Origin of the sequence: Domibacillus sp. 8LH (assembly GCF_038806185.1) — a bacterium.
Classification (GTDB): Bacteria; Bacillota; Bacilli; order Bacillales; family Domibacillaceae; genus Domibacillus; species Domibacillus indicus_A.
On record NZ_JAVJNG010000031.1, the window covers coordinates 1 to 23,507 of the forward strand.

Consider the following 23,507-nt stretch of genomic DNA (forward strand, 5'->3'; position numbering starts at 1 on the left):
CTAGGCTATGTAAGCCCGATTGAATACAAACGATCGCCCCTTAAAAAAGCTGTCTGATTTAGTGTTGACAATCCAAAGAGAATTTATAAATAGTAAGGTGATTTATCACGATTTTGCGAATCGGTAGGCTTCCTGTTACCTTATTGCTAAAGGAGCTGATCACATGAAGAAAAAGAGAGTTGTTATGGTATGCCCTCGATGCCAGAAAGAAATTCAGGAGACTGATTATGTGGGAATAACGCAAATACATAGCATCGTTCATTTATATAGTGGTGCTTGGCCACGACCGGGAGAGAGGATTATTGACGAAGGTTCATACGAGAAAATATTTAAAAAGTATTTATAACCCCGGCCAAACCGGGGCTTTTTCTACTCCATTTCGATCTCCAACATTCCTATATTAAAGAACAGCGGCCAGTTAAACTTCTCCTTCTCATCCTCCGTAAATTCAGCCAGTTTCTTTCGTGTAATACTTTCGAGCTTGGCTAAACAATTCTGCGGAAAGGCACGCGCTCCATATTGCCATACAAGACCGGCGACAAATTGGCGGCACATTTTGATAATTTCAACATCCTTCATCACTATGCAGCACTCCTTTTCGCTTTTGATGGTGGTGTACTGATTGTCGGCGCAGGTTACTGCTTGCTGGGAAAGATCTTGGGTTTTATTGAGAATTTTGTTTTAGGTAAAGACGTACCGCATCACGGTATAGTTTAGATCTTTCTCGTTTCGGGACCTTTGTCAATGCATCCATTAAATCCTTATCATATTCCGGATTGAGCTTCGCTGATAATGACCGAACAGGATCTACATGATGTTCCTTTGCGGGAGTGTTATTTTTTCCGATGTACAAAGGAATGTTTTTTACGGTCAGCTTTTTTTCTTCGTCCATTCCCACCACCTCTTCTCTTATGTTAATTAGTGTTAAATTATGATATGGGCGGGAATGCCTGTGTTATGCCGAAATAGACGAAAATATTTAAGAAGAAGTGTGAAAAAGAGGGAATTGGTGCGACTGGGTGAGAGAGTTTGAAAAGAAAAAAAACCTCTGGTTATGATACACTTATTTAAAGGGGGAATTTCATGAAGATATACGAGAATGAAAATATGCTGGGCTGTTATTTGTTGAAGTATGGGCCAGATTTATTACTTGTACAATACCGTGATTTTAATCCCCAGAGGCAAAAGAAAGCAATTAACTTGGATGAATGGACCGAAATTACTGAACCAAAGGAGTAACCCCGACCGAAATCGGGGCTTTTTTTGTTATACACTATACGATTTGATTCTCGGATTGTATCCATGTTCAACAGCAATAAGCGCCCGGGCTTCTTCTGCAGACTCAAGCGACGTAAAGACATCCGCGATGTCAGGAAGAAATACAGGATTCTAACCCATGTACGAATAACAAAAATTAGCAGCATTGTTCATTTATATTGTGGCGCTTGGCCGCGTCCGGGTAAATGGGTTATCAAGGAAGGGGCATTTAGAGACATGAAGAAAAAACATTTATGACCAGTTAAAACTGGTCTTTTTTAATTTTTTTTCAAATAAATCACACTTTGTCATACAATAGTAAAAAGTACTATAGATGAAATTAGAAAGTTATTCTCAGAATAATTTAAGGTAAAGAGGTTGAGTAAGTGGATAGAATAGAAATTTTTAAAGAAAATTATCATAAAGAGCTGGAATCAAGAGAATACCTGCAAAACCGTTTCTCCACAAACGTTACAATTGTGACCTTATTATTAGCTGCTTTGCTATACTGCATTAAAAATGCCGGCTCCATTGAATACACTAAATATTTTTACTCTGATTTCTTTTGGATTTTTTACATCTCCCTAATCTTTTCAGTAGCTACTTCTATCTATATAATTGTGATTTTGTTAATAAACTTACTTGGAGCACCTTATAAAAGAATACCTTCTTCTCAGATATTAAATTCTTACTATCAAGATTTAGTAAAGTACTACGAAGATTATCCCGAAGCTGAAGGAAATCCTGATAGTGAGTTCGAAAAATCTATGACTGAATATTATATTGAGATAGGCACATATAATATGGAGGTCAACGAGAAAAGAACAAAAAATATAGGCAACGCACATATTGGCATAATTGTTTTAGCAGTTACTATTTTAATTTCTTTGATGTTCTATGTCCCAACCTTTCTTGAAAAGGATGCAAATGTTCAAAAGTTTGAAATTGTTGATCCGAGTACACCTGAAGATCCAGCGACACCTAAAGAAAAAGATATAAAGGAGAATTTTAATGTTCCAAAATAACTCTAGAAAAACCGGCCCGCAAAACAGTAAAAAAAACCCTCCTCCGCCTAGAAAACCAGCTCCTTCGATTTTAAAAGAGAATTCTGTTAAACCTGGCCGTATTAACAGTAAGAAAAAATAACTTTTATTTGTAAAGCTCCAAAGCCGACATTGCAGACAGCTTTGGGGCTTGCTTTTTCCTGCTTTATTCTTTTTTATCCTGAATTAACCCGCGATCAATAGCAACAAACAGCAAGCCGGTCGCATCAGATTCAGTGAGCATGCCTTTATCCAGTTTTTCCACCCAAGATGGATCGATACCTTTTGGATCTTTTTCTACTAGCCGATTTAAGACTGTACGAGTAGAATTTTTAATGGATGAGTTAGATGGTTCCTTTCCGCTTTTGGTTGCATCCTTTTTCGTTGGATCCCTCGACCATCCTTCACGGCTCTTCCGACTTTTTAAGGTACCGAGTTTTATACTATGTTTTTCTGCTAGTGCAGAAAGCGTGATCTTTGTTATTTCCCATTCCGATCTAATATCCTCCCAGTTCGCCACTTCACATCACCACCTCCGAGAATTTTATAGGCAAAGAAAAAAGCACCGTTGTGGGTGCTAATAGAAAATGAAGCTAAATTCATGTCATACTTATAACTTTTAATTTGTTTTTACTTATGTATAACTTTTTGCTTAATGCTTCTTCAACTAGCTTCCTTACGCCACCAGCTAAATCCGGATTTATTTCTACTTGTTCATATTTTTGTAGACCTTCCAGCATCCCATTAGAGTCCAAGCAGTAATAACTAACTTTTATTTTCAATTTATCATCTCCTTATACCTTACATTCGATTAAAGGAGATAAATTCCTTCCTCACTTACTGATAGTTAAGTGATATGATTGTCGATGCGAGGTGAGCAACATGGAAACAAAGCAGGAAATCGATTTAAGCATCATATATAACATTAGAGAGGTACCCGATAAAGTGAGCGGTCGTTGTGATAATTGTAATAATGCGCAGTTTAAGAGTTCAATAAAGAATTTAATTTTTCTTCGTGAGTGTCGTAACTGTGGCATGAAGAAAATAATTTAATTCTGTGATAAACCACAGGGTTTATTTTTTCTCTCTCATATATAGGCGATCTGTATGACAAGAAAAAGCACCCACTAGCATTAGTGAGTGCTCCCTTCTTTTTGGGATATTTGTAAATAATCTTAGAAACTAAAAATTTATTCAGTAATGGTAAAGTATGCCGCTATAGATACAGGATCCTTCCTTTCTTCATTCGACGGAGGATAAAATACATCCCTAACTCTGTATTCTCCTGCTGTTATCAATGTTTTAAAGTTCTCAAATGAAATGTTTACTTTTTGGATTTCACCGGGTTGTATTGCAGGCATATCAGTCGGAATGGCCGCTTCATTGTCTTTTATCAACAGCCACTTATCTCCCTGTTTCTTTTCAAGCCAGTAATCCCGTCCGGAATAATATGGGAAATCGGCTGTATTTACAACTGTCAGGCTTATAATTGTATCAGACAAAAAACTATAACTTTTCTTTTCCACCTCCATTGTTAGCCCGCCTTCTGAAGAAGATAGGTCATCGTAAGAATATGGAGATAAAGACGGATCACTCAGCCGGGCTACCATTATCGCAAACTCGCCTCGTTTTACCGGGTCATTTGTGCCGAATCGGTCTGTTGTTTTTCCATAAGTAATACCTGTAGCAACTAGTTTGTTGATGGCCTCCGCGTACCGCCCTGTTGCATCTTTAAAATGATATACCGGCTCGGTTGATGATAACAACACATCAGCATAGGCTCTTGAGAGAATAATCGCTGCTTCTCCTCTTGTGATCGTATCATTGGATCCGAAAACAGTTTCCGTTTTTCCATTTACTACTTTATTAAATTGGAGATAGGCAATCGCCTGTTTGGCACGGTCTGGAACATCTTCAAGCGTCAACCACTTTTCCGGTATAGGGCGCTGCTCCTTTCTAAAACCCATACCGTGTGCAACGACCATCGCAGCATCCACACGCTTGATTGTCTGACCCCACCCAAATTTATCAGCACTAACACCGTTAAAAAACTTGTTTTGATAAAGGGCCAAAACCATTTCCATATATGCTTCAGGAACGTCAGTAAACGGGAATTCAGATGTAGGTTTTGCATAAATCGGCATGAAGTCTGCCGCCTCTGCTGATGGGCTAATAGAAGTAAATACCGCTCCCGCCAGTGCAGCTGCAGCTAAAACACGAGGTATCTTTTTCATAAATATTCCCCCTACTCTTTTAACAAATTTTCACATTAATTGATATATCATACAGTATAACAGAAAGAAAAGGGGATTAATTATAAAAAAATAAAAAACCTATCGTATTAAAAACGGCCGTTGCGATAATTGTAATAACGCTCAGTTTAAGAGTTCAATCAAAAATATGATATTTCTTCGCGAGTGCCGAAACTGCGGCATGAAGAAAATAATTTAACCCTGCCAGATGACAGGGTTTTTATTTGAGCAATGAAAAAAGCCACCTCTTACCAAGGCGGTTGCTATTAATTTTCGTTTAAATTTTTATAAATAACTAAAGCAGTGCAATGAATTTTGGATTGTACATCAGTCTCTTTGTGAGTACTAATTGATATAGGAACGATATTGTACTTTATATCAATTAATTGTCCTTCACATAACTGGTGATAAATAAAAAGATTAATATGTCTAGTTAGTTCATCGAATTTATTGCTTTCAAAACTTTTTACTGAATAATGTCGTTTATTCATTTTTCCCCTCTCTTCCCTCATGTTATTTTGGTGAAAAAAAATAATACCCTACAAAATCGTTAGTCAAATAATTACTCGGACATCAATGGTTACTTGCATCTATCCTTGTTTTTGTCATTTCAAAATTGTTTTAAGCTATTGGGGGCAACCTCCTGCTTGCTTTTGTACTTACTGCTATTATCACTTTATTGGAATTAGGAACTTTTTATGTTAGCTAATTAAATAAATGATAACACCAGGAGAATTATTTCCTTCTAAGACTGCCTCCCACCCAAGCGTATGTATCTCTTCGCTGTCCCATTAATTCTTCCCATTCCCAGCATCGGTATTTTTCTCTTGGCTTTGCTAACGGATCTTTTTCTCTTTTATCCTGGCCAGAAACAGCGGTCAATTGCTTCTTTATATCAGTTGACAAAAGATCTGCTATTTTCATGTTATTAGCACCGCCTTGCGCTATTTACTCTTTCGTTTTGATGGTATATTTTTTGTGATTACACCTCCCAATACACCGAGAGCTGGCTGAGATTGAGAAACCACACCAATTCACATTCGTGATTTCAAAGTTCTCCGCTTCGATTCGGTCGCTAGTTCCTTTTGGAACCCTCTTTGACTGGCGCCCTTGGGACTCCATGTACCCCCTCGTTAACCAGGTACACTCTTCATCTCGCAGAATCGTTCGAGTACGTCTTGATAAGGGAAAGGCGCTTCTGTGACTTACTTTCCCGTATTGATAACCTTAGACAACTCATGATTACAGCTGGACTCCAATATGGTCTTGGTAGCCCTGAAACATTGCATTACAGTGAACAATTAGATGAGCTCATTCTTCAATACCACTTTCAAAATAGATGAATTCTTTAAACCCGTAGATTACTTTAGCTTTTTGTATAAATTTTCATCTGACGGATCATACTGGTACTGTTAGTTTCTAACCCAACTCCTAAAGATCGTAATTTTGTCTACAGTCAGGCACCAACCTGGCTGTTTTTTTGCATATTTTTCTTTAAATGGGGGAAATGATCATTACCAAGACGTTAGATAGTTCCCCTATTCTTAACGTTCTTGATGTTCCCGTTTTGGCCAAGAAGCTTGGAAAGCTCCTTGGCTTTTTTGTATAAAATCCATTTTGATGGACCATAATGTTACCGCCAGTTTCACATTTGTTTCTATCGCTCAACTTTTTACAGTCAGGCCCCTCATGCCTGGCTGTTTTTTGTTTTAAATTCACTTCGCGTATATTTTCTTTTCTAATGAAATACACTTTATCACTGCTTAGCCCGAGCAGGCACCTTTTTCAGTCATGCTACCTCTGTACCCAGGTATACCCCGGGCCTTTTTGTTTTACGCTGTTTTCTCTAACATGGCGTCCTGCGATGATCTATAGATTTGCATTGTTGATCTTTTTGTATAGTTTTTTCGAGTTCACCAATAATATCACAGTCAGCTATGAACCCACACTCACAGATGACACACTCTCTACTGCATCCTGGTGCAAGCCTGGCTGCTTTTTTATTCAAATCCCCATCTCTTCTTCGCTATTTCCAACCGTTCCAAAGTCAGATCCTTGGACCGCACAAGAATATGTTCATCTGTAATACCTTTCTCTATAGATCGAATGTATTGTGCTCTGCTAAGGTTTCTATTTGAATTCATCGTCTTTTGCGTTGTGAGATCCTTATACCCACCATTCCTCTGCCTCTCACAAATAGGCCGGCCGTTTCGATTCAAACTTGGCAGTACAATAAGCCTTCACTTCTGCTCAATTACTGCTCCACGATACGCCACTTTTTAATCCTCCCGTCAATTCTTCAAACCATTCCTTGTCCTTTGTCATAAGAGCTAGATCAATGAGCGCTGTTTTATCCTGAATATCATCCAATAGTGTGCCAACGGGTTTTAGACGATGTTCCCCAAACAGTAATTTCGTTGGCGTTCCCCACATTATTTTGCCTTTTGTGATTCTTCCGACTATCGCTAGCTCAATTTGACTGTGGCAACAACCGATGCTACTAATATATCCGATGACTGCAAGGTCCCCGATTTTAGCAATTTTCCACTCTCCGATCTCCAAGGATATCTCCTCCCCTTTTTCAATAAGCAAAAATACAAATTATATTAGGGGGTAAAAAGGCGGTAAGTTCATGGATCTCCCTTCAATACATGCAAATTTCACTACTGTTCCTGTAAATAGAAGGCCATCGCTTCTACCTCCACTCCCCCTGTTTATATTTTATTACTGCTGCTTCCTGCCCGATCCCCCTATAAGCTTTCTTCGGAGCGAGATATCTCGAAAAGTTACCTTGCCTCCAACATAGATAATGACTTAGTCTCCTTCTGAAAATTACAAGGCTGCTACCTCTTTTATTCAATTATTGGAACAGCCTTTTTAAGCAAAACTATTAAATCTGTGTTATACTTGTAATCAATTACATTAATAGGGAACTTTTTGACTTTTATTAGTCACTTTCCTTTGGAGGAAAGGGGGGCTATAGAATGTCTTTATCACGTATCAAAGAAATGCTGAAAACACTGTGTTACTACAATACCGTTGAGATTACTCATACATTTAGCAAGTATGGACAAGATTTTCTAAAAGTTAACTGTGAGAAAAATACTGAAGCAATACAATTAACGTTTGTTGAATGCCAAACGATTAAATATTATGACGATGCAGAAGAAGCTGCATCAGTTATTGAAAAACTAATAAATGACTAACTATTTACATGAAACCTCTTAAAATCTTAGGGGCTTTTTTTATTGCTCATTTTTGGTCTACTATTAAGGAGGCTCACACATTGATTAAACTGCGCCGCCCTGTTCGTCTTCCTTTTTTGTATAATAACCACTAAGAACTCCTCTCCAATTCTCACCATGGCTTGGCACCCTTCATTCAAATTGTTCGTACCATATAACAAATTTCACTTTTATTAACCTTAATTAAAGAGGGCACTCTTCTTACTCTTGTACATAATATTTCACGAAAAAACAGCCTAGAGTTTTCTAAATTTCGGCTGTATAGTTACATGTATTACATTTTGAAGGAGTGTTTTATTTGTTCCTAAAGCTTACAAAAGACCAACAGCAATTAATGATTTCTAAGATTCAGTTATTCTTCTCCCAAGAAAGAGATGAAGAAATAACTGATTTTGCTGCAGAAAGAGTATTAGATTTTGTTAAAGAGTCACTTGCTCCTCATTTCTACAATGCCGCTGTCTTGGATGTTAAACATGTAGTTGAACAGCAATTTTCTTCACTTGAAGATGAAATATTAACTTTAGAACGCCCAATAAAAAGATAAGAAGTTTCTAGGAGTGAATTTGATAACAATTCACTCTTTTTAGCGTGCATTGTCGATCAATTGTTAAGGAGGGAAATTCCTATGTATTGATTAAGCAGTGCCGTCCTGCTCGTCTCCTTTTTAAACCCATCTTTCATACCAATTCATAGCTCTTCTCAAGGTAGCCACCCCTCTTATTCAATTTTTTTGACATACTACTGACTAATCCATTTGCTCAAAGTGGTTATATTACTTCGTAAGTATCAACCTCCTCGCTATCAAGATTCGTTTGTTTATTTTCTGTTTTCTATTCCTTTACAAAACATTTACAAATTAAATCCTCTATTTACGGTAAAATAGTTTGACTAAGCTTAAAGAAGGGGTGTAGTTATCATGGAGTATTTTGTTCATTTTCTTTTAGCTATCTTGCTAACAGCTTTATCCTATTTTGTTGGCAGCCGCATAATTAGTGACGGTGTCGCTATTTGGCAGGCTCTTATAATCGGTCTTTCTGTTGTTTCTTTAGGTGCTTTAACCGAAGCACTTGGAGCCCCAATTTGGTTCATTGTTTTAGTGCCATTTCCGGTTGGTATGCTTTTACTTTTCTTATTTTTACATGAACCCTTATATACTTGGTTTTTCACATACCTGATAACATTAGCTCTCTACTCAGTATTTCACGTTATAATGAGCTACTTTTTTAGCTTTCACTCACTAATCCCCGCTTGGCGGTTATCCTAAGATAAAGTTAAGAACCTTAGCGTTGGTTCTCTTTTCTTATATCACCTGCAATTTTTAAATAAATATTGGAGTTCACAATTTGAATCAACTACTGATTAGCCCTGTGATATCTCTTCGACCAGCACTTCCACTCTTGGTGATTCGCTATAAAACTTGGAGACAGTCAGATCCACTACTTGACTGTCATCAGTCCAGATCACCTTATTCAGCGCGTCCTTGATACCTTTCACATAATTGTCCACGTCTGGCTTTGTCACTGGTCGTAACATTCCTGCTTCTGCCTCAGCCAGCTTCTTTTTGCTGAACTTTTTAAGCATTGGCTTGTACACTTTGACCGTGACCTGAAGCGGCCCTTCGAGAAGCTTATCAGGTCGGTGTTGTGCGGCCACTACTTTTGTATACTCCTTAAAATTTCTTGATTTAGCTGGATCATATAAAACAGTATTTCCCCTCCAGTCCTTGCCGGCACGAGGACGGCCCTGGGCGACTGGTTCTCCATAAACGGTGAATTGAATCAACATATCTTCTCCTTTTCTGCTTTCAAACGAATCTAATCTTTTGACAAATGATTTCTCTTATAAATGTGTACATATTTTGACAATTTAAAGTTTTTGTAGAATATAATTTAAACATGTATTTATAATAAATCTTATGTGGTCCTTTTCTCTACAAAGGAGGAATAGCTCTGAAAGAAGTAATGATTATCTTACATAATGAAGTAGGTCGTTTAATAACTGACTACTATAGCTGTCAAAATCCCATAATTCGAAAACAAGTTAAAGATGATATTAAGCTTTTAAATGAGGCAATATCATTATGTCTAGAGGAACAACCAACATAGAGAAGTGTTGGTTGTTTCTTTTTAATTTACTTTATTGATTTTTGCACAATGTTAATTATATTCTCATTAGTACCAGGTCCCTCTAGCTGTAAATTGCTTTTGCTCGCCATTTAGAAATCGAACGTCAATAGCCGCTTCTTGTGGATTTGATTTCACCTCAACAACGTTTCCAAGCCCATACTGTTCACGTTCTTTGCTTGTTAAAGACGATAAATGCTTCTGATGCGCTCGGATGAATAGCCTGCGTTCAGCGTCTGTTAAATGCTCATAACCCTGAATTGGTGTCATGCTGTTTTCCCCCTTTGTTGATCTAAATACCTGCTAAACATGTGAACAGCCTCGATGATAGAAGCTGGATCTGTTTCTTCTCCTGCAGCCAAAATCATTTGTACCGGAGTCATTATATGTCCTGTTTTCTTATGATGCTCCTTCAACATTTCATACACCTCATGCCGGCTCATGGCTCCAGCTCCTTTCAAGATTTACAAATTTGCTGTATTCCTTCACGAAAGCAAGCTCAACGGTACCAATCGGGCCATTCCTCTGTTTAGCCAAAATGACCTCCACTACGTTCTTCGCTTCACTTTCCTGGTTGTAGTAGTCATCCCGGTACAGGAAAGATACAATACATCATCGTTTTGAAGCCATTCATCCCACTTCACCTTGTGGACGGAATAAGGAATTTGACGAGGAACAATTGCGCCTGTACCTGTAGGAATATCATCTTTGCCTGCTTCACGAATTTTTCTACGGCCAACAGACAATGCATCGATTTTACCCGCTGCTACATCACGATAAATTGGATCGAGCTTCGGTAAAGTTGAAGCAGTATTAATCGTATCTACCAAGAAGGCTTGTGCATCACTGACTGCCATTGGAATATCGAGATTTTTTTTAATTGTTGCCACTGTTGCTTCTTTCGTTAAAATTTGCTGATTAGTTGCCATTTCATTTTCTTCCCTTCTTCTGTGTATATGAATTATTCAAAGTGGCGCATATAAGATGTGCCAGTTGATTTCTGAAACTCCGCGGCTGGTGGCTTATCATCTCCAGGTACCTGGCGTGAAACACCACGCGCTTTTTCTACTGCTTCAAGTCGATCGTTAATCGGTGTTAGCTTTTCCTCTAATGCTTCTGAAAACTGCTTAAGCAATGTCTCCTCAGCAGATGGCTCGCCAGTCACACTTTCTTCTTTTCCACTATCATCCAACCGTTTTGTAATTGGAGACAATTTTTCATCTAGCATTTTCTCAATGTCTTCTTTTTTCATTTTCTCTTCCTCCTCTGTTTCTTCTACTTCATCTTTCAGCTCGGAAAGTGCCATAAAGGCAGCGTTGATTTTGTCCATTCGAGCACCAGAAATTTTTCTGCCGGCTTTTTCAATAGGTACAGGCGGTTTACCAATGGCTTTTGCAATGTTTTCCTCAAGCAAAATGGTTTGAGCAATATCTACAAAATCTTGTAATGCCTCACGAATCTTTTCTTGGTCTGATTCCATGTCTTCGCCATACCAGTTGTCCCAATTAAAAATGACGGAATTGAGTGCATCTTGCGCTGCCCAAAACTCACGTCGGCGACGATCACGGTTATATTTGTCCGCTACTTCTCCTTTTTGAATCTTCTCGCCACCAGTAAAGAAGTTTTTGAGCAAATTAAAAAGCCCGGCTTCCTCGTTGTTTGAGGTAGCTGCAGGCTTCTGCGCTTGCTTTTCAATTGTTTCAGCGGTACCGGCCATCGAGTAGCCAGTAATATTGCCCTTTTGAATCTCTTCCCAAACTGCATCAGATGCTTTTGTAACCAGCACCCATGAACCTTTTTTAATCGTCTCCTCACCAATTGTAAAATCTGCTGGTGCGATATAGGATTCAACCACTTCACCGACACCCGCGTTAAAGTCATGCTGCTTATCGATATTACGCGCATCTTTCATGAAGCCATGAGCTGCCTTTTCGATTTCTTCGGCGGTCATAAAATCGCCAGGAGCATCTTCCACTCTTGGCTCATATACCAGGCCATATACAAGCTGCTGGGCCGCTTCTTTCTTATTAATAAAGACCTTTACTTCTTTTTGAAACGTTGGTTCCGTTTGATCAGCTGACTTTGTAAAGAAAAACTGTTTTTGATTCGATGCCTTATCAACGTATGAAACGTGTGTAATTTGTGCGTTTACCAATTGTCTTGCCATCTAGTATCACCTCCTTTCAATCTATCGAAATCAGTAGCAACTGTTTTTTCCATTTCTATGCCTCCTTTAATAAATACCTGTAAATAAAAGTTTCATTTACACAAATTTAACTCAGATATATAATTTATCTACTATGCAGGGGGGAATTATTTTGAGCAGTAAGATTTTAATCAAAAGTTTAGTGTCACTAGTTTTCGTTATAATAGCAGCACTGCAATTCGGCACTTTAAACTCTAATGTAGCTGCAACGTCTAAGGTCGGCTGGGTAAGTACCAATAATGATACGGTTACAGTTAAAAGCGGTCCTGGAGCAAGCTATAAGACAGTTGGCTCTTTAAAAAATAATGCTTCTGTTTCTGTATATTGACATACCAAAAATGGTTGGACAGAAATCGGTTATAAAAGCAAAAGAGCATACATCGCGACCCAAAATCTAAGAATGTATAGTTATCTTATGGATAAGAAAAAAGCCTACACTTACAAAAGTGGCGGTGAAATTTTTACAGTTAAGTACCAAGGAAAATACTTTGTCTGGGATCAATGGATAGACGATGACGGTAATATCAGCGCCGTAAAAGAAAACAACAAAGGTTTGTATTCCGGATGGCCTGATGATCGTGAATACTTAACTAATCTCATTTATCCATTAAAAGTCGGAAAAGAGTGGGTAACCTCGAGTATAACCTACAAAATAATTAGTATCGATGGGACTTTAAAAACACCAGCTGGTACTTTTAATAATGTTGTTACTACAAAGTCATCATTCGGTTTTATTGACTATTACGCTCCAAATGTGGGTTCTATAAAGGTCATACATGATGGAAAGGTCATTGGTGAATTAATTCACTTAGAGAACAAATAAATTTGAAAGGACACAGGTTTTTATTTAACAAAAATCCGTTCCTTTTTAATTAGTTTAGTCTTTAAGAGCCTGCTTCCTCATTTCTTCTTTCTCTTCTTTACTCAACACTAGAATATCCTTGTTTACGACAGGCGAAAGCACACAATGGCAGTTCACCCGCTCCCCTGCAGGCAAAGAAGTATCCCGTGGATGATCAGCTGCATGGCCGTTCACATCGAACATTTTATCAACTGGAATCTCTTCTCTGTCCAGGTCAACATGTGCTTCACGCGGATTGTTCTTCTTGCTGCCAGAATGCCGCCACCGCTTCTTTTCCACCGCCGGGCTTTGTCGATATGATTCCACTTGTGCAACAGAAGAAGCGGTCAATATCTCAGTAATAGCAGTAGTTCGTGCTCGTGCTCGATCAAACTGCGGTAAATCCTTTATGACCAGCTCTGCATCTTGGATAGATCCGCCGTTTTCAATAACCTTTTTTAGTTCCTTTTCTAACGCTTCGTGAGAGTTCAATTTCATCAGTTTTCCTAATTCAGCGGACCATTCTTCAATCCAGGTAATCGAGCGGTTAGACAGTACTTCAAAAGGTACATCCTTGTCGATTTCCTCCATAATAATGGCGGCTAACCCGGCCACTGTTAGTTGCAAAAACTCGGATGTTTCCTCTTCCATTTCTTCTGCAAACTCATCGCTGGCAAAAAGGTTACTGGTGATAAAAATGAGCAATGCTTCAAGCGTAATGTCTTTACTGACAAAGGACTTTACACCATATAAAAAATGCTTCCGCTGTTTACGCAGAAGCTTGGCTACCTTCTTTTCATAGTCCTCTACGTATTTGGGTACCTTATCAAGACCGGGAAAGTCAGGGACCACATCACTGAGCTTTGCTTCATCGTCTTCCTCGCTCTTAGCGATATAGTCATTCAAACTTTTTAAAAGCTTTTCCACTTTCCTCATTGCTGTAACTCCTCAAGTACATCTCGAAGATCCTTCATAATGTTCAGCAACTCAGTGCCTGGCTCCTCTTTAGATTTCAATATTGAAGCGAGCGGATTGATTTGCTGTGCCTGTTGCAGCGCATTCATTACTACTGGGAAAGGCAAGTTGTATTCATCAGGAAGGGCTTCAAGCTCTTTCCCTAACATTTCTCCAAGCAAGTCCCGTAAATCGTTAGGGACAGCAGCTCCAGCGGTTACAAGTGGCGACAAGGCTTTTGCCGTTTCAAGAGGATCTCCAAAGTTCGGACCCTTCAACGATATCTCTACATAAAAGATATCTAAGTCAGCAAGGAAAAGCGTGTTAAGCTTCCCTGTAATCGTCTTTCGCTCTGGTTCGAATACTTGCTCTTCTGTAATCTTTCGAGCTGTATCAGCGGTTGCTTTGTTATAGTCCTTTGATTCCCCTGTGTAGATTGGAGGCAAGCGAAAGGACGAGCGGAGTTTATCTCTACTTTTCTCATCGTATTCAAGGAAAAGAGCATCCTGCTGAAGAATTTCGGCAAGTGACTTAATTTGCACCTTAACCGGAGCTACTATTTCTTCACCGGTGTCTTCTTCACTTGAAAGCCCCGCTGCTTCAAGCACCAAAAATTTATGAGCATTCTCAACGCCTTCAATATCGTTCATATATTCCCGCAAATTTGTATAGGCCTCATCAGTAAGCATTCCATTTTCAACAACAACCGCTGCAGGTACATGTCTGCCCTGTTTGAAGTACATATAATTCAACTCTTCCGCTTTCCTAGCACCATATTGATGAACGATATGGCCAACCCAGCGAGGAATACCATACGTGCCGGAACCCAGCTTGAAATGAACAATTTCAGATGCTTGCAAATGAGCAGGCGTTGCTTCATCGAATTGACCCGTTGAAAGATTCATCAGTCGCGGATCTCCATATTCTTTGAAATACACTTTTTTACCGTTAATCATTTGAACGTATTTACGGAAAGTACGCCATCGCCTAATCTTTCGAGGCTGGCCATTTTCAGTAATTGTATATTCAACTTCCTCTGGTACAGTGCGCTTGCAAACACGGATATACTGACCATCTATATATTCCATTCCAGCGGGACGATTAAGTGCATCCCGCAAAACTTCAACATAGCCGTTCCCCATTTTTTCACGATCTTCTAAGGCATAGCCCAAAATCGTTTCCACTTCTTCATCGTAGTTAAGATAACGAAGAAACTCCTCCAACCGGACCCACTCAGCATCAGCAGCTGTTCTTAACTCTTCCTTTGTATCTTTTGCGTTATAGTCAAAACGATATGTCGGCTCAAACCCGAATCCCAGGATGTTCACCCGGTATGCTTCCACACATTGCTGCAGAATTGTTGAATACTCCCCTATAAGCTTGAGTTCTTTCAAATTATAGGGTGGCTCAATAATGTCGTCATTGTAGGCCGTACTAAATGGATCGTCGTAAATCTGTTTTGTATTTGAAGAAGCAGCTTGTGATTTGATAATAGTTGCCTTCATTCTTTGCTCTCCCATGCGTTACCTCCTCTCTCTAATTGGTCTTCTACTACTAGGCCGCTCACGCTGACCTTTCTCTTTCAAGTCAGTTACCTCATAGTTATCAAGCCCATACCAAATAGCCGATAAAGTGTGTGGGTCAATTTTAAATTCGTCCTCAATGATGTCTCCGTTCTTATCGATTGCATACGTTAAATCTTTTAGTTCATAAATCGTGTTGGTGCACTGATCAGAACAAATGATTTTCTTGAATCGCTTCACCTTTTTAGTGTATTGGAGCCGGGATCCTTTAAACTTCTTTGCACCAACTATATTAAAGCCCATATTTCTAAAATATTTAATGGTTTTTGGTTCGGCACTATCTGCTCTAATCAATTCTTTCGTTTCAGCAAACTCCTTTAATTCCTCGGCAGTTTGATCATCCGTCATTTGATTCTTATAGTACTCCCAATAGATATAAAGAATTTTCTTCTCATGATCCACCGCTAAGCGAAGCAAAGCATTATAGGAATCAACAAAACCAAAGTCCATTCCAGCTCGCATTAGTGGCTTATTAATGTTCGCTATTGCTTCTATTACTTCTTTATGAGGTATAACAGTAAACTGAGGCAGCACCTTGATTCCATTCACGCCAAAATGACCTTTCCGAGCAATTCGGTAAAGGTCTGGATCATATTCCTTTAGTTCATTTAGTTGAGCGATGTAGCTCTCAGGTAAAAACAAATTGTCTTCAGCCGTTGAATGATGGTAGTATGTATCATTCTTAACCACCGTTCGCTTTTCGTATAATTCAGCGTCATCCAATATGAGGCGCTTGTTTATATCATCCCGGAAGAAGTGTTTAAAGGACCAGTTATCTTCCCCAACCGGGTTAGTGGAAAGAATCATGTGTAGCTTTAAAGTTGGATGCCTTAAACGGCCCAAGAGCTCCTTAAAACCCGCATACTTTACTTCTGAACACTCTTCAATCCAGATGATTGAGATATTATTAATGGATTTCAATTTCGCTGGTTTATCCATTCCTTTAAAGATGATTTTGCTGCCATTCGGAAAGCGAATTTGCATTGGAGATGTTATGCACTTAATATGATCCTCCAAGCCCAAATCGATAACCAGCTCTTCTAGTAAAGAAAACGTGGAGTCACGGTGTGTATCATACACTTCACGGACAATCAAAGCCGTTCGTTTTTCTTCTAGCAGCTTCAAAATAATTTTTAAAGCTACATGATAGCTCTTGCTGCTACCATAACCACCAACAAGAAACTGAAATTTCGTGGACCAATCAAACAAGAAGTCGTCAAAATGAGGATTGACCTCCTTTTCAACTGCTATCATGCACGCTCACCTTTTCGCTTAATCATAATTTGAATTGGTCGCTCTTCCGTGTTTTTGCCTAACTTATCAATTTCCATTTTAGTTTTATCGATTGTCAGGCGCATTTGCTCCATTTTCAAACGGCGCTCATCATGAACATGCGCCAGCTCGTCAAATTGTTTAATCAAAGAACGGAGTTCGGCCATCGCTCGAGATTGAGCGTTTAAAAAGGTTGCCTGCCGATCCCAAGCAAATTGAAACTCCCATTCCTGCTTTCCTGACGTTGAATCATCATCCGAGTAAGTTTCAGTCTTCTTGATCTCTTTGATCATTTCTTCCTTATGTTTAACCCACATAATTTTCTGAGAGCGGATAATGGCTGCAAACTGAATTTGTATCTGTTGCCATATCAAATCAGCGGCAGAAAGATCGGTCATCGCATCCATAATTTCTTTTGTTTCATCAGGAAGGAACTTGGAGAACAGTCCGTGCTTCTCTGCTGCTTTGTTGCGTTTCGGAAATTTAATAGCAGGCTTAGGATTTCCTCTGTTACCCGGCTGACCACCATGCTTTTTCTTGGTTGCATCTTTCTGTTTAATGGTTGCAACCTTTTCACTTTTGGTTGCATCCTTTTTCGTTGGATCCCTCGACCATCCTTCACGACTTTTTCGGCTTTTTAAAGTACCGAGTTTTATATCATGCTTCTCTGCTAGTACAGTAAGCATGACCTTGGTTGTCTCCCATTCCGACCTGATAGCATCCCAGTTCGCCAGTCACATCACCACCACCTCCGAGATTGTTTTTAAGTAAAGCAAAAAGCATCTCAAATGAGATGCACAACTTATTGTAAATATTTATAAATATCCAAAATTATTTCTTGCAGTTTAAAATTATGACCAACGCTATCTAATTTACTATCTAAAAAATAAGTATCGCCATTATCAAAATGAAGAATTATGGATGAAGAATGTCTATCTTTGTGTAATAACTCAACCCTTGAAACAGTATTTAAAGTCCTATCCATTATAGAAACATATCCACCTTCCAAGAAACTAATGATTCTTATCTTTTCTTTTTCAAATAAGAAAATCTGTGTTTCATTAAAAGACTTGTCTTTAAAAAGGTAATTCTTGGGATAAAAATGCAATATCTTAGACTCATCGACAATATCATTTAACGAATAGTACTGATCTTCAATATCAGAGTTGTAAAAGCCTAATCTTTTCATGCCCTCCAAAAACTCACTATAAATAATATCCATAATGGTAACCTCCCTTCGCTTACTCATTTCAACAAAAGGAGATATTTTCCTTCCTCTGCTCCTTACGCTAATCGCTTTGTGTATTTGGACATAAAAAATAGCACCCTTAGAGGATGCCTATTTATACGACTCGACTTACTATGAAACGCCAGTCATTATCCACTTTGAAAAAATCACCTCGCATGAATTCTTTCAACTCAAAATAAACTGTCATGTTTCTTATGACACTTATTGTAAAATCTAAAATATATTTTCTGATACGAATATCTAGCGCTTCGTTATATTCGAATTTACTGTAACTAAATGTCTCATTATCTTTAGCCACTCCATAAGAGTGTCTAGTCTGCGGATTATAATGAACATAGCCGCTTAACATTGTATACACTTCCGCGTATAGTTCAAATTGATGTATTATTTTAGATAAATCCTTTATGCTTTCAAGATGCTGAACTCTATTTCTTTTAGGCTTACCTTCAAAGAAAGACTGAATATACTCATCATAATCATCTATTTCTTTCGGCGACTCTTCTTTCAGTTCATTCAGGGTTCTCCCAAGTCTCCATTGTTGGTACGCAAGATGGTCCTTATACTCTTGCTCCACTCTATCTCCATCGCTCTTATTTAGCCTAATATAATTACTATGAAGATATGATTCCAATATTATTCTTAATTGCGGCAACACTTCAATATAATTATTTGGTATATCCGAATTCAGTATAACGTTGCTTGTTTGAAAAGCTCTTTTTGTTTTCGAATAAAGATCGTACATTATCCCGTTCAACCATCCTTCTGATGAACGGAATCCATCTTGTTTCTCCATACTTTCAAATAGATCAGTAATTCTATTATTAAACGAAATTAACTCATCAACATTGCTCACCTTATCACTCCCCTCTAAAAAACCTTTCAACAAGAACCTTTATTTTCCTGCCCTTCACTCGACATAAAATCTGCTATTATGTTCAAGTAACTTCAAAGGAGTGTGCAGCATGGAAACAAAGCAAGAAATCGATTTAAGCATCACCTATAACATACGTGAGTACCCGGATATTAAAATTGGACGTTGCCATAACTGCGACAACGCCCAATCTAAAAGCTCTATTAAAAATATGATATTCCTTCGAGAGTGCCGTAAGTGCGGCATGAAGAAGATTGTTTAGCCCTGCCAAAGCACGTCAGGGTTTATTTTACTCTCTCATATATAGTTGATCTGTATGACAAGAAAAAGCACCCACTAGCATTAGTGAGTGCTCCCTTCTTTTTGGGATATTTGTAAATAATCTTAGAAACTGAAAACTTATTCAGTAATTGTGAAGTATGCCGCTACTGATGCATTCTCCTCCCCATTCAGTGAAGGAAGAAATATATGCCTAACCCTATACTCTCCAGGCATGATTATTGTTTTAAAGAGGCCAAACCCCAAAATTTCTTTTTGGGTCTCACCAGCCTCTATTCTAGGCATATCCCCTGGAAACGCTAGATCAGAGACATATTTTATCTGCAGCCACTTTTCTCCTTGTTTCTTTTCTAATGTGTATCCGCGGCTGGAAGAATAACTGAAATCCGCATTATTAACAATTTCTATGCTTACTTTTGTATCAGACGACAAACTATAGCTTTCCTTTTCCGCTTTCATGGTTAATCCACCTTGTGAAGAAGGCAGGTCACCATAGGAAGACGGAGATAAAGCCGGATCACTCAGCCGGGCTACCATTATCGCAAATTCTCCACGTGTTATCAGATCATTGGTACCGAACTGATTAGGCGTTTTTCCAAGCGTAATGCCCGTAGCCGCCAGTTTGTTAATGGCCTCTGCGTACCGTCCTGTTGCGTCTGTAAAATGATGCACTGGCTCGGCAGGTGATAATAGCACATCCCTATACGCTCTTGAGAGAATAATAGCTGCCTCTCCCCTTGTGATCATATCGTTAGATCCAAAAAAGGTTTCTGTTTTTCCATTTACTATTCCGGAAAGTTGGAGGTAGGTTATAGAGTCTTTAGCGCGATCTGGAATGTCTTTAAAGGTCAAACTTTCCTTTGACATAGAGCGGTGCTCTTTCCAAAAGCCCATCCCACGTGCAGCGATCATCGCAGCATCCACACGCTTGATCGTCAAATTCCATCCAAATTGATCAGCACTGATCCCATTTAAAAATTTGTTTTGATAAAGGGCCGAAACCATTTCCTTGCTTTCTACGGGAACGTCCGTGAAAGGAAACGTACTTGTAGGCTGAGCTAAAACCGGATCAAAGCTTGCCGCTTCTGCTGATGGGTTAGTGGAAACAAGGACCGCTCCTACAAGTGTTGCTGTAGCTATAATACGAGTTACCTTTTTCATTAGTATTCCCCCCCTCTGACCTTACAAATTTTCTCATTAATTGATATGTCATACAGTATAACAGAAAGAAAAGGAGATTAATTATAAAACAAGAAAAAACCTATCGTATCAAAAGCGGCCGTTGTAACAACTGCGCGATGCCTATTTCAAAAGCTTAATCAAAAACATGGTCTTCCTTCTTGAGTGCCGGAGCTGTGGTATGAAGAAAATAATATAACCCCGCTAACTGGCAGGGTTTATTTTTTCTTTCTCATATATACGATATTTGTACGACAACGCAAAGGGATTTTATCCTTTAATCTGCCTTTTGAAAAAGTCTAGGTTTTTATCGAAATGTTTTTGATTGAAATGAACAATGATAAACATAATAATGCTTGCGATTAAAATAATAATGCAAGGGGTATTAACAACATCGGAATAAAACAAAGCTAAAGAAGCTACAGTAATTATCGATAAAGCATGACTAGTTTTAAGAGCTCTTAATTCATGTACTCTTGATAAAAGATGTCTGTAACGCTCTCTTATTTTCTCGCCTTTACCTTCAGAGTCAAAGATAATCCTATCTAATTCATACTCTTCTTTAAAAAATTTATTTTTATTTGGCGTCCATATAATGAAACCAAAAAACATGCTTACCTGATGAATTAAGTAGCCGACTGGAACTCCCAAACCAGCCAAAATAGCCCCTAAACCTATTAATGACAGACCCTCTTTTCCTTTAAGGTCTGATATATAATTAGGACTGTCAAAAAACACATAGAATATAATCGTAATTAAATAAACCCATCCTGGAATTCCCCATCGGATCAAGTGCTTCGTGTCAAAATTCATCCTATTATACTTCCTCTCTTTATGTATTTATATTCTATTAAAAGAATATTATTCCTTCTTGATAGCTTGATAGAATAGAAAAAACCTTTCTCACGAAACAAGAAAAAGGCTGCCATTTTTTCATGCCTGAAATAAACAAAGATCCCGAAAGCGAGTTGTCCTTAGCATAAAAGCCCCAACTCTAAAAGAGTATGGGGCTTTGCGACTTTTCATTCATCACAATCTGATAAGACCAGCAGGATTATTTAACTTTAAAAATAGAAACAGAATGATTCAGCTCTTCTGCAAGATTTGCAAGGGATTGAGAAGTTGCCGCTGTTTCTTCACTTGCTGTTGCCGCTTCTTCGCTTGCCCCCGCAATACTTTCAATTGACGTCATGACTGCACCTATTTGAGCGGACTGCTGTTCACTCGCAGACGCTATACTTTCAATCGAGTGCATGACTTCATCTGACTGTGCAGACTGCTGTTCACTGGCGGCCGCAATCTCATTCACTTTTCCTGCAGCTTCATTTACCATCTCAGAGATATACGCGAATGCCTTCTCCGTCTCATTCGTCGCGTCTACCCCATCATTCACGTATTTCACCGTTTGCTTCGTATTGCTTTGGATCCCATGGATGATATCCGCGATCTCTTTGGTTGCACTGCTGCTTTGTTCAGCCAGCTTCCGGACTTCATCAGCCACTACTGCAAACCCTTTTCCCTGCTCTCCTGCACGTGCTGCTTCTATTGCTGCATTTAATGCCAGAAGGTTCGTTTGATTGGCAATGTCATTAATCACATTAATAATACTTCCGATTTTATTCGCGTCTGCTTCTAAAATCGTCATTTGTTCACTTACCTTGTTCATACCTTCCATAGAGGATTGGACCACCTGCCCGGCTTCTTTTGACACCCTCAGCATTCCATCAGAAAGATTAGCCGTCTCTTCGGCGCTTTTTGCAATTGAATCAATCGCATCATTTAATTCTTTGAACCGTTCTTTCATAGATTGTGCGTCTCCAGCCTGGCTTTCTGAACGTGAAGCAATGTCCCGAAATAAATCAGTGATCGTTTGGGCATCATTTGCTTGGCTAGAAGCACTGCTTGCAATTTCTTCTGTTGTGGCAGATATTTCTTGTGAGGACGCAGCCACATTTTCAGCCGATACTGAGATACTTTCTACTGTTTTTCTCAAACTCAATATCATATTATTGACTGACTTCGCCAATAGACCAATCTCGTCCTTTGTATCAACGTCGGTAGTTTCCGTTAAATCACCCTTCGACACATTTTCTACTAAAGACACCACGTTATTTAATGGTTTAGAAATCATTCGAGCGAGGAGATAGCCAAACCCTACACTAAAGAGCACCGCAAAAATAATGACCGCTATTGTTATGGTATGGGCAGATTTTTCTAATGTATTTGCTTCTGCATTCGATTCTTGCCCAAGCTCCATATTCAATTCAACTAACTCCCTGAGAGTAGCTTGTACTTCATCACCTGCTGCTTTAAACTCGGGTGCTAATTTAAGGTAAGCTTCGGTATCATTCGCGTAGGCATACTTTTTTGCTTCATCTAAATAGCTGTAGTACTCTTCTAATGCAGGATACAATTGATCAAGTAACTGTTGTTCCGAATCTATTACACGCGCATTCTCATATTTTTCAATTTTTCCATTAATTCCTGCTTGGATTTCTTTAATGTTATCTTCGAATTTTTCTTTTCCTCAGGCGTTTTCGCTACAAATACCATATCTCGGATGTTTACTCGAATACTTTGGTAATCTGTTTCAGCACTCCCTATATCACTAATTGGAACAACCCGCTCTTCGTACATAAAATCAAGCTGCTCATTCACTTTCCCTAAGTTGATTAACCCATAGATTCCAACTAACCCAACGGTAATGGCTATTACGATAAACGCCGAAACTAGCTTTACCGATATTCCCAAATTGTAGAACCACCTCAAGATAGACACCTCATTTTATTATATTTATCATCAATCCTTTAGGCTTGTCATAACATTCCTGAGCCATAACAAATTGACTATGGTAATACCCATAAAGTTATCGACAAAATCCCAAAAAGTTTAATAAAATTAATAAACTTGTTTTCGTGTCCTCTCAATCAATAAACTTTTTCTTTTAAAGAAAGACAGATTTTTTCATGAAACAAGAAAAAGACTATCGTTCTTCCGACCTTCAATTTTCCGCTCTGCTCGTTCTAAATACGTCTGAACAGATGATTTAGTAAGACCTAGCAATTCTGCTGCATACTCAAACGTTAACCCTTCCGCTTTCACTAAAGTAAACACGTCCTTCTCTCTCTGAGTTAGATCTCCCATTACATCATC

At 38.7% G+C, this 23,507-nt stretch carries 34 protein-coding genes and 3 pseudogenes; 12 read left to right on the forward strand and 25 right to left on the reverse strand.

The annotated features are described in order from the left end of the window. Positions 1-369: 369 nt before the first annotated feature. On the reverse strand, positions 370-582 hold the full coding sequence (locus RG959_RS21155; protein ID WP_251270145.1) for a hypothetical protein: 213 nt from the start codon (positions 580-582) through the stop codon (positions 370-372). 82 nt (positions 583-664) lie between these two features. Then, a complete protein-coding gene (locus RG959_RS21160) occupies positions 665-892 on the reverse strand; it encodes a hypothetical protein (RefSeq protein ID WP_342798810.1) in 228 nt (75 codons plus the stop codon). 191 nt (positions 893-1,083) lie between these two features. Here RG959_RS21160 and RG959_RS21165 point away from each other — a divergent pair, with 191 nt between their 5' ends. Together RG959_RS21165 and RG959_RS21170 are read left to right on the forward strand one after the other, a co-directional pair. Then, complete coding sequence (locus tag RG959_RS21165) at positions 1,084-1,239, forward strand: hypothetical protein (protein WP_342798811.1); 156 nt, start codon at positions 1,084-1,086, stop codon at positions 1,237-1,239. 404 nt (positions 1,240-1,643) lie between these two features. Then, positions 1,644-2,282 carry a hypothetical protein gene (locus RG959_RS21170; RefSeq protein ID WP_342798812.1) on the forward strand — a complete coding sequence of 213 codons (639 nt, stop codon included), beginning with the start codon at positions 1,644-1,646 and terminating at the stop codon, positions 2,280-2,282. A 184-nt stretch (positions 2,283-2,466) separates the two neighbouring features. On the opposite strand, the gene RG959_RS21175 is transcribed toward RG959_RS21170, so the two are convergent. Both RG959_RS21175 and RG959_RS21180 read right to left on the reverse strand, forming a co-directional pair. Then, complete coding sequence (locus RG959_RS21175; RefSeq protein WP_342798860.1) at positions 2,467-2,820, reverse strand: hypothetical protein; 354 nt, start codon at positions 2,818-2,820, stop codon at positions 2,467-2,469. A 79-nt stretch (positions 2,821-2,899) separates the two neighbouring features. Beyond that, complete coding sequence (locus tag RG959_RS21180; RefSeq protein WP_251270149.1) at positions 2,900-3,082, reverse strand: hypothetical protein; 183 nt, start codon at positions 3,080-3,082, stop codon at positions 2,900-2,902. Between the two features lie 100 nt (positions 3,083-3,182). On the opposite strand from RG959_RS21180, the gene RG959_RS21185 reads away from it, so the two are divergent. Continuing rightward, entirely contained in the window at positions 3,183-3,353 is a 171-nt protein-coding gene (locus RG959_RS21185; RefSeq protein ID WP_483298913.1) for a DUF8096 family protein, read from the forward strand. Positions 3,354-3,490: 137 nt separating this feature from the next. Here RG959_RS21185 and RG959_RS21190 read toward each other — a convergent pair whose 3' ends face one another. Next, a complete protein-coding gene (locus RG959_RS21190) occupies positions 3,491-4,534 on the reverse strand; it encodes an S-layer homology domain-containing protein (protein ID WP_342798814.1) in 1,044 nt (347 codons plus the stop codon). 112 nt (positions 4,535-4,646) lie between these two features. On the opposite strand from RG959_RS21190, the pseudogene RG959_RS25650 reads away from it, so the two are divergent. Further along, positions 4,647-4,751, forward strand: a pseudogene (locus RG959_RS25650) (DUF8096 family protein); the annotation flags it as partial. A gap of 67 nt (positions 4,752-4,818) precedes the next feature. Here the strand turns inward: RG959_RS25650 and RG959_RS21195 are convergent. Next, positions 4,819-5,064: a sporulation protein Cse60 gene (locus RG959_RS21195; RefSeq protein ID WP_311316120.1), complete on the reverse strand. Its 246-nt coding sequence runs from the start codon at positions 5,062-5,064 to the stop codon at positions 4,819-4,821. A 223-nt stretch (positions 5,065-5,287) separates the two neighbouring features. Further along, positions 5,288-5,476 (reverse strand): hypothetical protein, encoded by a 189-nt coding sequence (locus RG959_RS21200; protein WP_342798815.1) that lies wholly within the window; start codon positions 5,474-5,476, stop codon positions 5,288-5,290. A gap of 254 nt (positions 5,477-5,730) precedes the next feature. Between RG959_RS21200 and RG959_RS21205 the strand changes: the two genes are divergently transcribed. After that, entirely contained in the window at positions 5,731-5,895 is a 165-nt protein-coding gene (locus RG959_RS21205; RefSeq protein WP_342798816.1) for a Spo0E family sporulation regulatory protein-aspartic acid phosphatase, read from the forward strand. Between the two features lie 907 nt (positions 5,896-6,802). Here RG959_RS21205 and RG959_RS21210 read toward each other — a convergent pair. Beyond that, entirely contained in the window at positions 6,803-7,114 is a 312-nt protein-coding gene (locus RG959_RS21210) for an IDEAL domain-containing protein (RefSeq protein ID WP_342798817.1), read from the reverse strand. A gap of 422 nt (positions 7,115-7,536) precedes the next feature. Between RG959_RS21210 and RG959_RS21215 the strand changes: the two genes are divergently transcribed. From RG959_RS21215 to RG959_RS21225, 3 genes are all read left to right on the forward strand, one after another. Further along, positions 7,537-7,758: a hypothetical protein gene (locus RG959_RS21215; protein ID WP_342798818.1), complete on the forward strand. Its 222-nt coding sequence runs from the start codon at positions 7,537-7,539 to the stop codon at positions 7,756-7,758. Positions 7,759-8,095: 337 nt separating this feature from the next. After that, positions 8,096-8,341, forward strand: coding sequence for a DUF2164 domain-containing protein (locus tag RG959_RS21220; RefSeq protein ID WP_342798819.1), 246 nt, complete (start codon positions 8,096-8,098; stop codon positions 8,339-8,341). Between the two features lie 372 nt (positions 8,342-8,713). Next, positions 8,714-9,061, forward strand: coding sequence for a hypothetical protein (locus RG959_RS21225; RefSeq protein ID WP_342798820.1), 348 nt, complete (start codon positions 8,714-8,716; stop codon positions 9,059-9,061). A 95-nt stretch (positions 9,062-9,156) separates the two neighbouring features. Here the strand turns inward: RG959_RS21225 and RG959_RS21230 are convergent, their stop codons facing one another. The 6 genes and pseudogenes from RG959_RS21230 to RG959_RS21255 all read right to left on the reverse strand — a co-directional run bounded on the left by RG959_RS21230 (position 9,157) and on the right by RG959_RS21255 (position 12,087). Further along, positions 9,157-9,579, reverse strand: a complete 423-nt coding sequence (locus tag RG959_RS21230; RefSeq protein ID WP_342798821.1) for a RusA family crossover junction endodeoxyribonuclease — start codon at positions 9,577-9,579, stop codon at positions 9,157-9,159. A gap of 389 nt (positions 9,580-9,968) precedes the next feature. Further along, positions 9,969-10,190, reverse strand: a complete 222-nt coding sequence (locus tag RG959_RS21235) for a hypothetical protein (protein WP_342798822.1) — start codon at positions 10,188-10,190, stop codon at positions 9,969-9,971. After that, positions 10,187-10,363: a hypothetical protein gene (locus RG959_RS21240; protein WP_342798823.1), complete on the reverse strand. Its 177-nt coding sequence runs from the start codon at positions 10,361-10,363 to the stop codon at positions 10,187-10,189. Before RG959_RS21240 ends, RG959_RS21235 begins: the two co-directional genes overlap by 4 nt. Beyond that, a pseudogene (locus RG959_RS21245) lies at positions 10,350-10,529 on the reverse strand (DnaB-like helicase C-terminal domain-containing protein); the annotation flags it as partial. The gene RG959_RS21240 and the pseudogene RG959_RS21245, both read right to left, overlap by 14 nt. Next, positions 10,469-10,849 (reverse strand): hypothetical protein, encoded by a 381-nt coding sequence (locus RG959_RS21250; RefSeq protein WP_342798824.1) that lies wholly within the window; start codon positions 10,847-10,849, stop codon positions 10,469-10,471. The pseudogene RG959_RS21245 and the gene RG959_RS21250, both read right to left, overlap by 61 nt. Before the next feature lie 32 nt (positions 10,850-10,881). After that, a complete protein-coding gene (locus RG959_RS21255; RefSeq protein WP_342798825.1) occupies positions 10,882-12,087 on the reverse strand; it encodes an XkdF-like putative serine protease domain-containing protein in 1,206 nt (401 codons plus the stop codon). A gap of 151 nt (positions 12,088-12,238) precedes the next feature. Between RG959_RS21255 and RG959_RS21260 the strand changes: the two genes are divergently transcribed. Next, positions 12,239-12,454 carry a hypothetical protein gene (locus RG959_RS21260; RefSeq protein ID WP_342798826.1) on the forward strand — a complete coding sequence of 72 codons (216 nt, stop codon included), beginning with the start codon at positions 12,239-12,241 and terminating at the stop codon, positions 12,452-12,454. Between the two features lie 87 nt (positions 12,455-12,541). Then, positions 12,542-12,949 carry a hypothetical protein gene (locus RG959_RS21265; RefSeq protein ID WP_342798827.1) on the forward strand — a complete coding sequence of 136 codons (408 nt, stop codon included), beginning with the start codon at positions 12,542-12,544 and terminating at the stop codon, positions 12,947-12,949. A 54-nt stretch (positions 12,950-13,003) separates the two neighbouring features. On the opposite strand, the gene RG959_RS21270 is transcribed toward RG959_RS21265, so the two are convergent. The 6 genes from RG959_RS21270 to RG959_RS21295 all read right to left on the reverse strand — a co-directional run bounded on the left by RG959_RS21270 (position 13,004) and on the right by RG959_RS21295 (position 18,878). After that, complete coding sequence (locus RG959_RS21270) at positions 13,004-13,903, reverse strand: phage minor head protein (protein WP_342798828.1); 900 nt, start codon at positions 13,901-13,903, stop codon at positions 13,004-13,006. After that, positions 13,900-15,441 (reverse strand): phage portal protein, encoded by a 1,542-nt coding sequence (locus tag RG959_RS21275; protein WP_342798829.1) that lies wholly within the window; start codon positions 15,439-15,441, stop codon positions 13,900-13,902. Before RG959_RS21275 ends, RG959_RS21270 begins: the two co-directional genes overlap by 4 nt. 3 nt (positions 15,442-15,444) lie before the next feature. Next, positions 15,445-16,758, reverse strand: a complete 1,314-nt coding sequence (locus tag RG959_RS21280; protein WP_342798830.1) for a PBSX family phage terminase large subunit — start codon at positions 16,756-16,758, stop codon at positions 15,445-15,447. Next, a complete protein-coding gene (gene terS, locus RG959_RS21285) occupies positions 16,755-17,462 on the reverse strand; it encodes a phage terminase small subunit (protein ID WP_342798831.1) in 708 nt (235 codons plus the stop codon). Before terS ends, RG959_RS21280 begins: the two co-directional genes overlap by 4 nt. Before the next feature lie 116 nt (positions 17,463-17,578). Further along, positions 17,579-17,998 (reverse strand): DUF3908 family protein, encoded by a 420-nt coding sequence (locus RG959_RS21290; RefSeq protein ID WP_342798832.1) that lies wholly within the window; start codon positions 17,996-17,998, stop codon positions 17,579-17,581. A 121-nt stretch (positions 17,999-18,119) separates the two neighbouring features. Continuing rightward, positions 18,120-18,878 carry a DUF5677 domain-containing protein gene (locus tag RG959_RS21295; RefSeq protein WP_342798833.1) on the reverse strand — a complete coding sequence of 253 codons (759 nt, stop codon included), beginning with the start codon at positions 18,876-18,878 and terminating at the stop codon, positions 18,120-18,122. Positions 18,879-18,987: 109 nt separating this feature from the next. Between RG959_RS21295 and RG959_RS21300 the strand changes: the two genes are divergently transcribed. After that, on the forward strand, positions 18,988-19,158 hold the full coding sequence (locus RG959_RS21300; RefSeq protein WP_342798834.1) for a DUF8096 family protein: 171 nt from the start codon (positions 18,988-18,990) through the stop codon (positions 19,156-19,158). Between the two features lie 137 nt (positions 19,159-19,295). Here RG959_RS21300 and RG959_RS21305 read toward each other — a convergent pair whose 3' ends face one another. Further along, positions 19,296-20,336 carry an S-layer homology domain-containing protein gene (locus RG959_RS21305; protein ID WP_342798835.1) on the reverse strand — a complete coding sequence of 347 codons (1,041 nt, stop codon included), beginning with the start codon at positions 20,334-20,336 and terminating at the stop codon, positions 19,296-19,298. Positions 20,337-20,466: 130 nt separating this feature from the next. Between RG959_RS21305 and RG959_RS25655 the strand changes: the two genes are divergently transcribed. Next, on the forward strand, positions 20,467-20,553 hold the full coding sequence (locus RG959_RS25655) for a DUF8096 family protein (RefSeq protein ID WP_483298914.1): 87 nt from the start codon (positions 20,467-20,469) through the stop codon (positions 20,551-20,553). Positions 20,554-20,624: 71 nt separating this feature from the next. Here the strand turns inward: RG959_RS25655 and RG959_RS21310 are convergent, their stop codons facing one another. The 4 genes and pseudogenes from RG959_RS21310 to RG959_RS21325 form a co-directional block, all read right to left on the reverse strand. Then, entirely contained in the window at positions 20,625-21,167 is a 543-nt protein-coding gene (locus tag RG959_RS21310; RefSeq protein WP_342798836.1) for a BA5345 family protein, read from the reverse strand. Between the two features lie 241 nt (positions 21,168-21,408). Then, on the reverse strand, positions 21,409-22,611 hold the full coding sequence (locus RG959_RS21315) for a methyl-accepting chemotaxis protein (RefSeq protein ID WP_369335196.1): 1,203 nt from the start codon (positions 22,609-22,611) through the stop codon (positions 21,409-21,411). Between the two features lie 21 nt (positions 22,612-22,632). After that, positions 22,633-23,132, reverse strand: a pseudogene (locus tag RG959_RS25235) (MCP four helix bundle domain-containing protein); the annotation flags it as partial. Between the two features lie 186 nt (positions 23,133-23,318). Then, positions 23,319-23,498, reverse strand: coding sequence for a sigma factor-like helix-turn-helix DNA-binding protein (locus RG959_RS21325; RefSeq protein WP_342798838.1), 180 nt, complete (start codon positions 23,496-23,498; stop codon positions 23,319-23,321). Between the last annotated feature and the right edge of the window lie 9 nt (positions 23,499-23,507).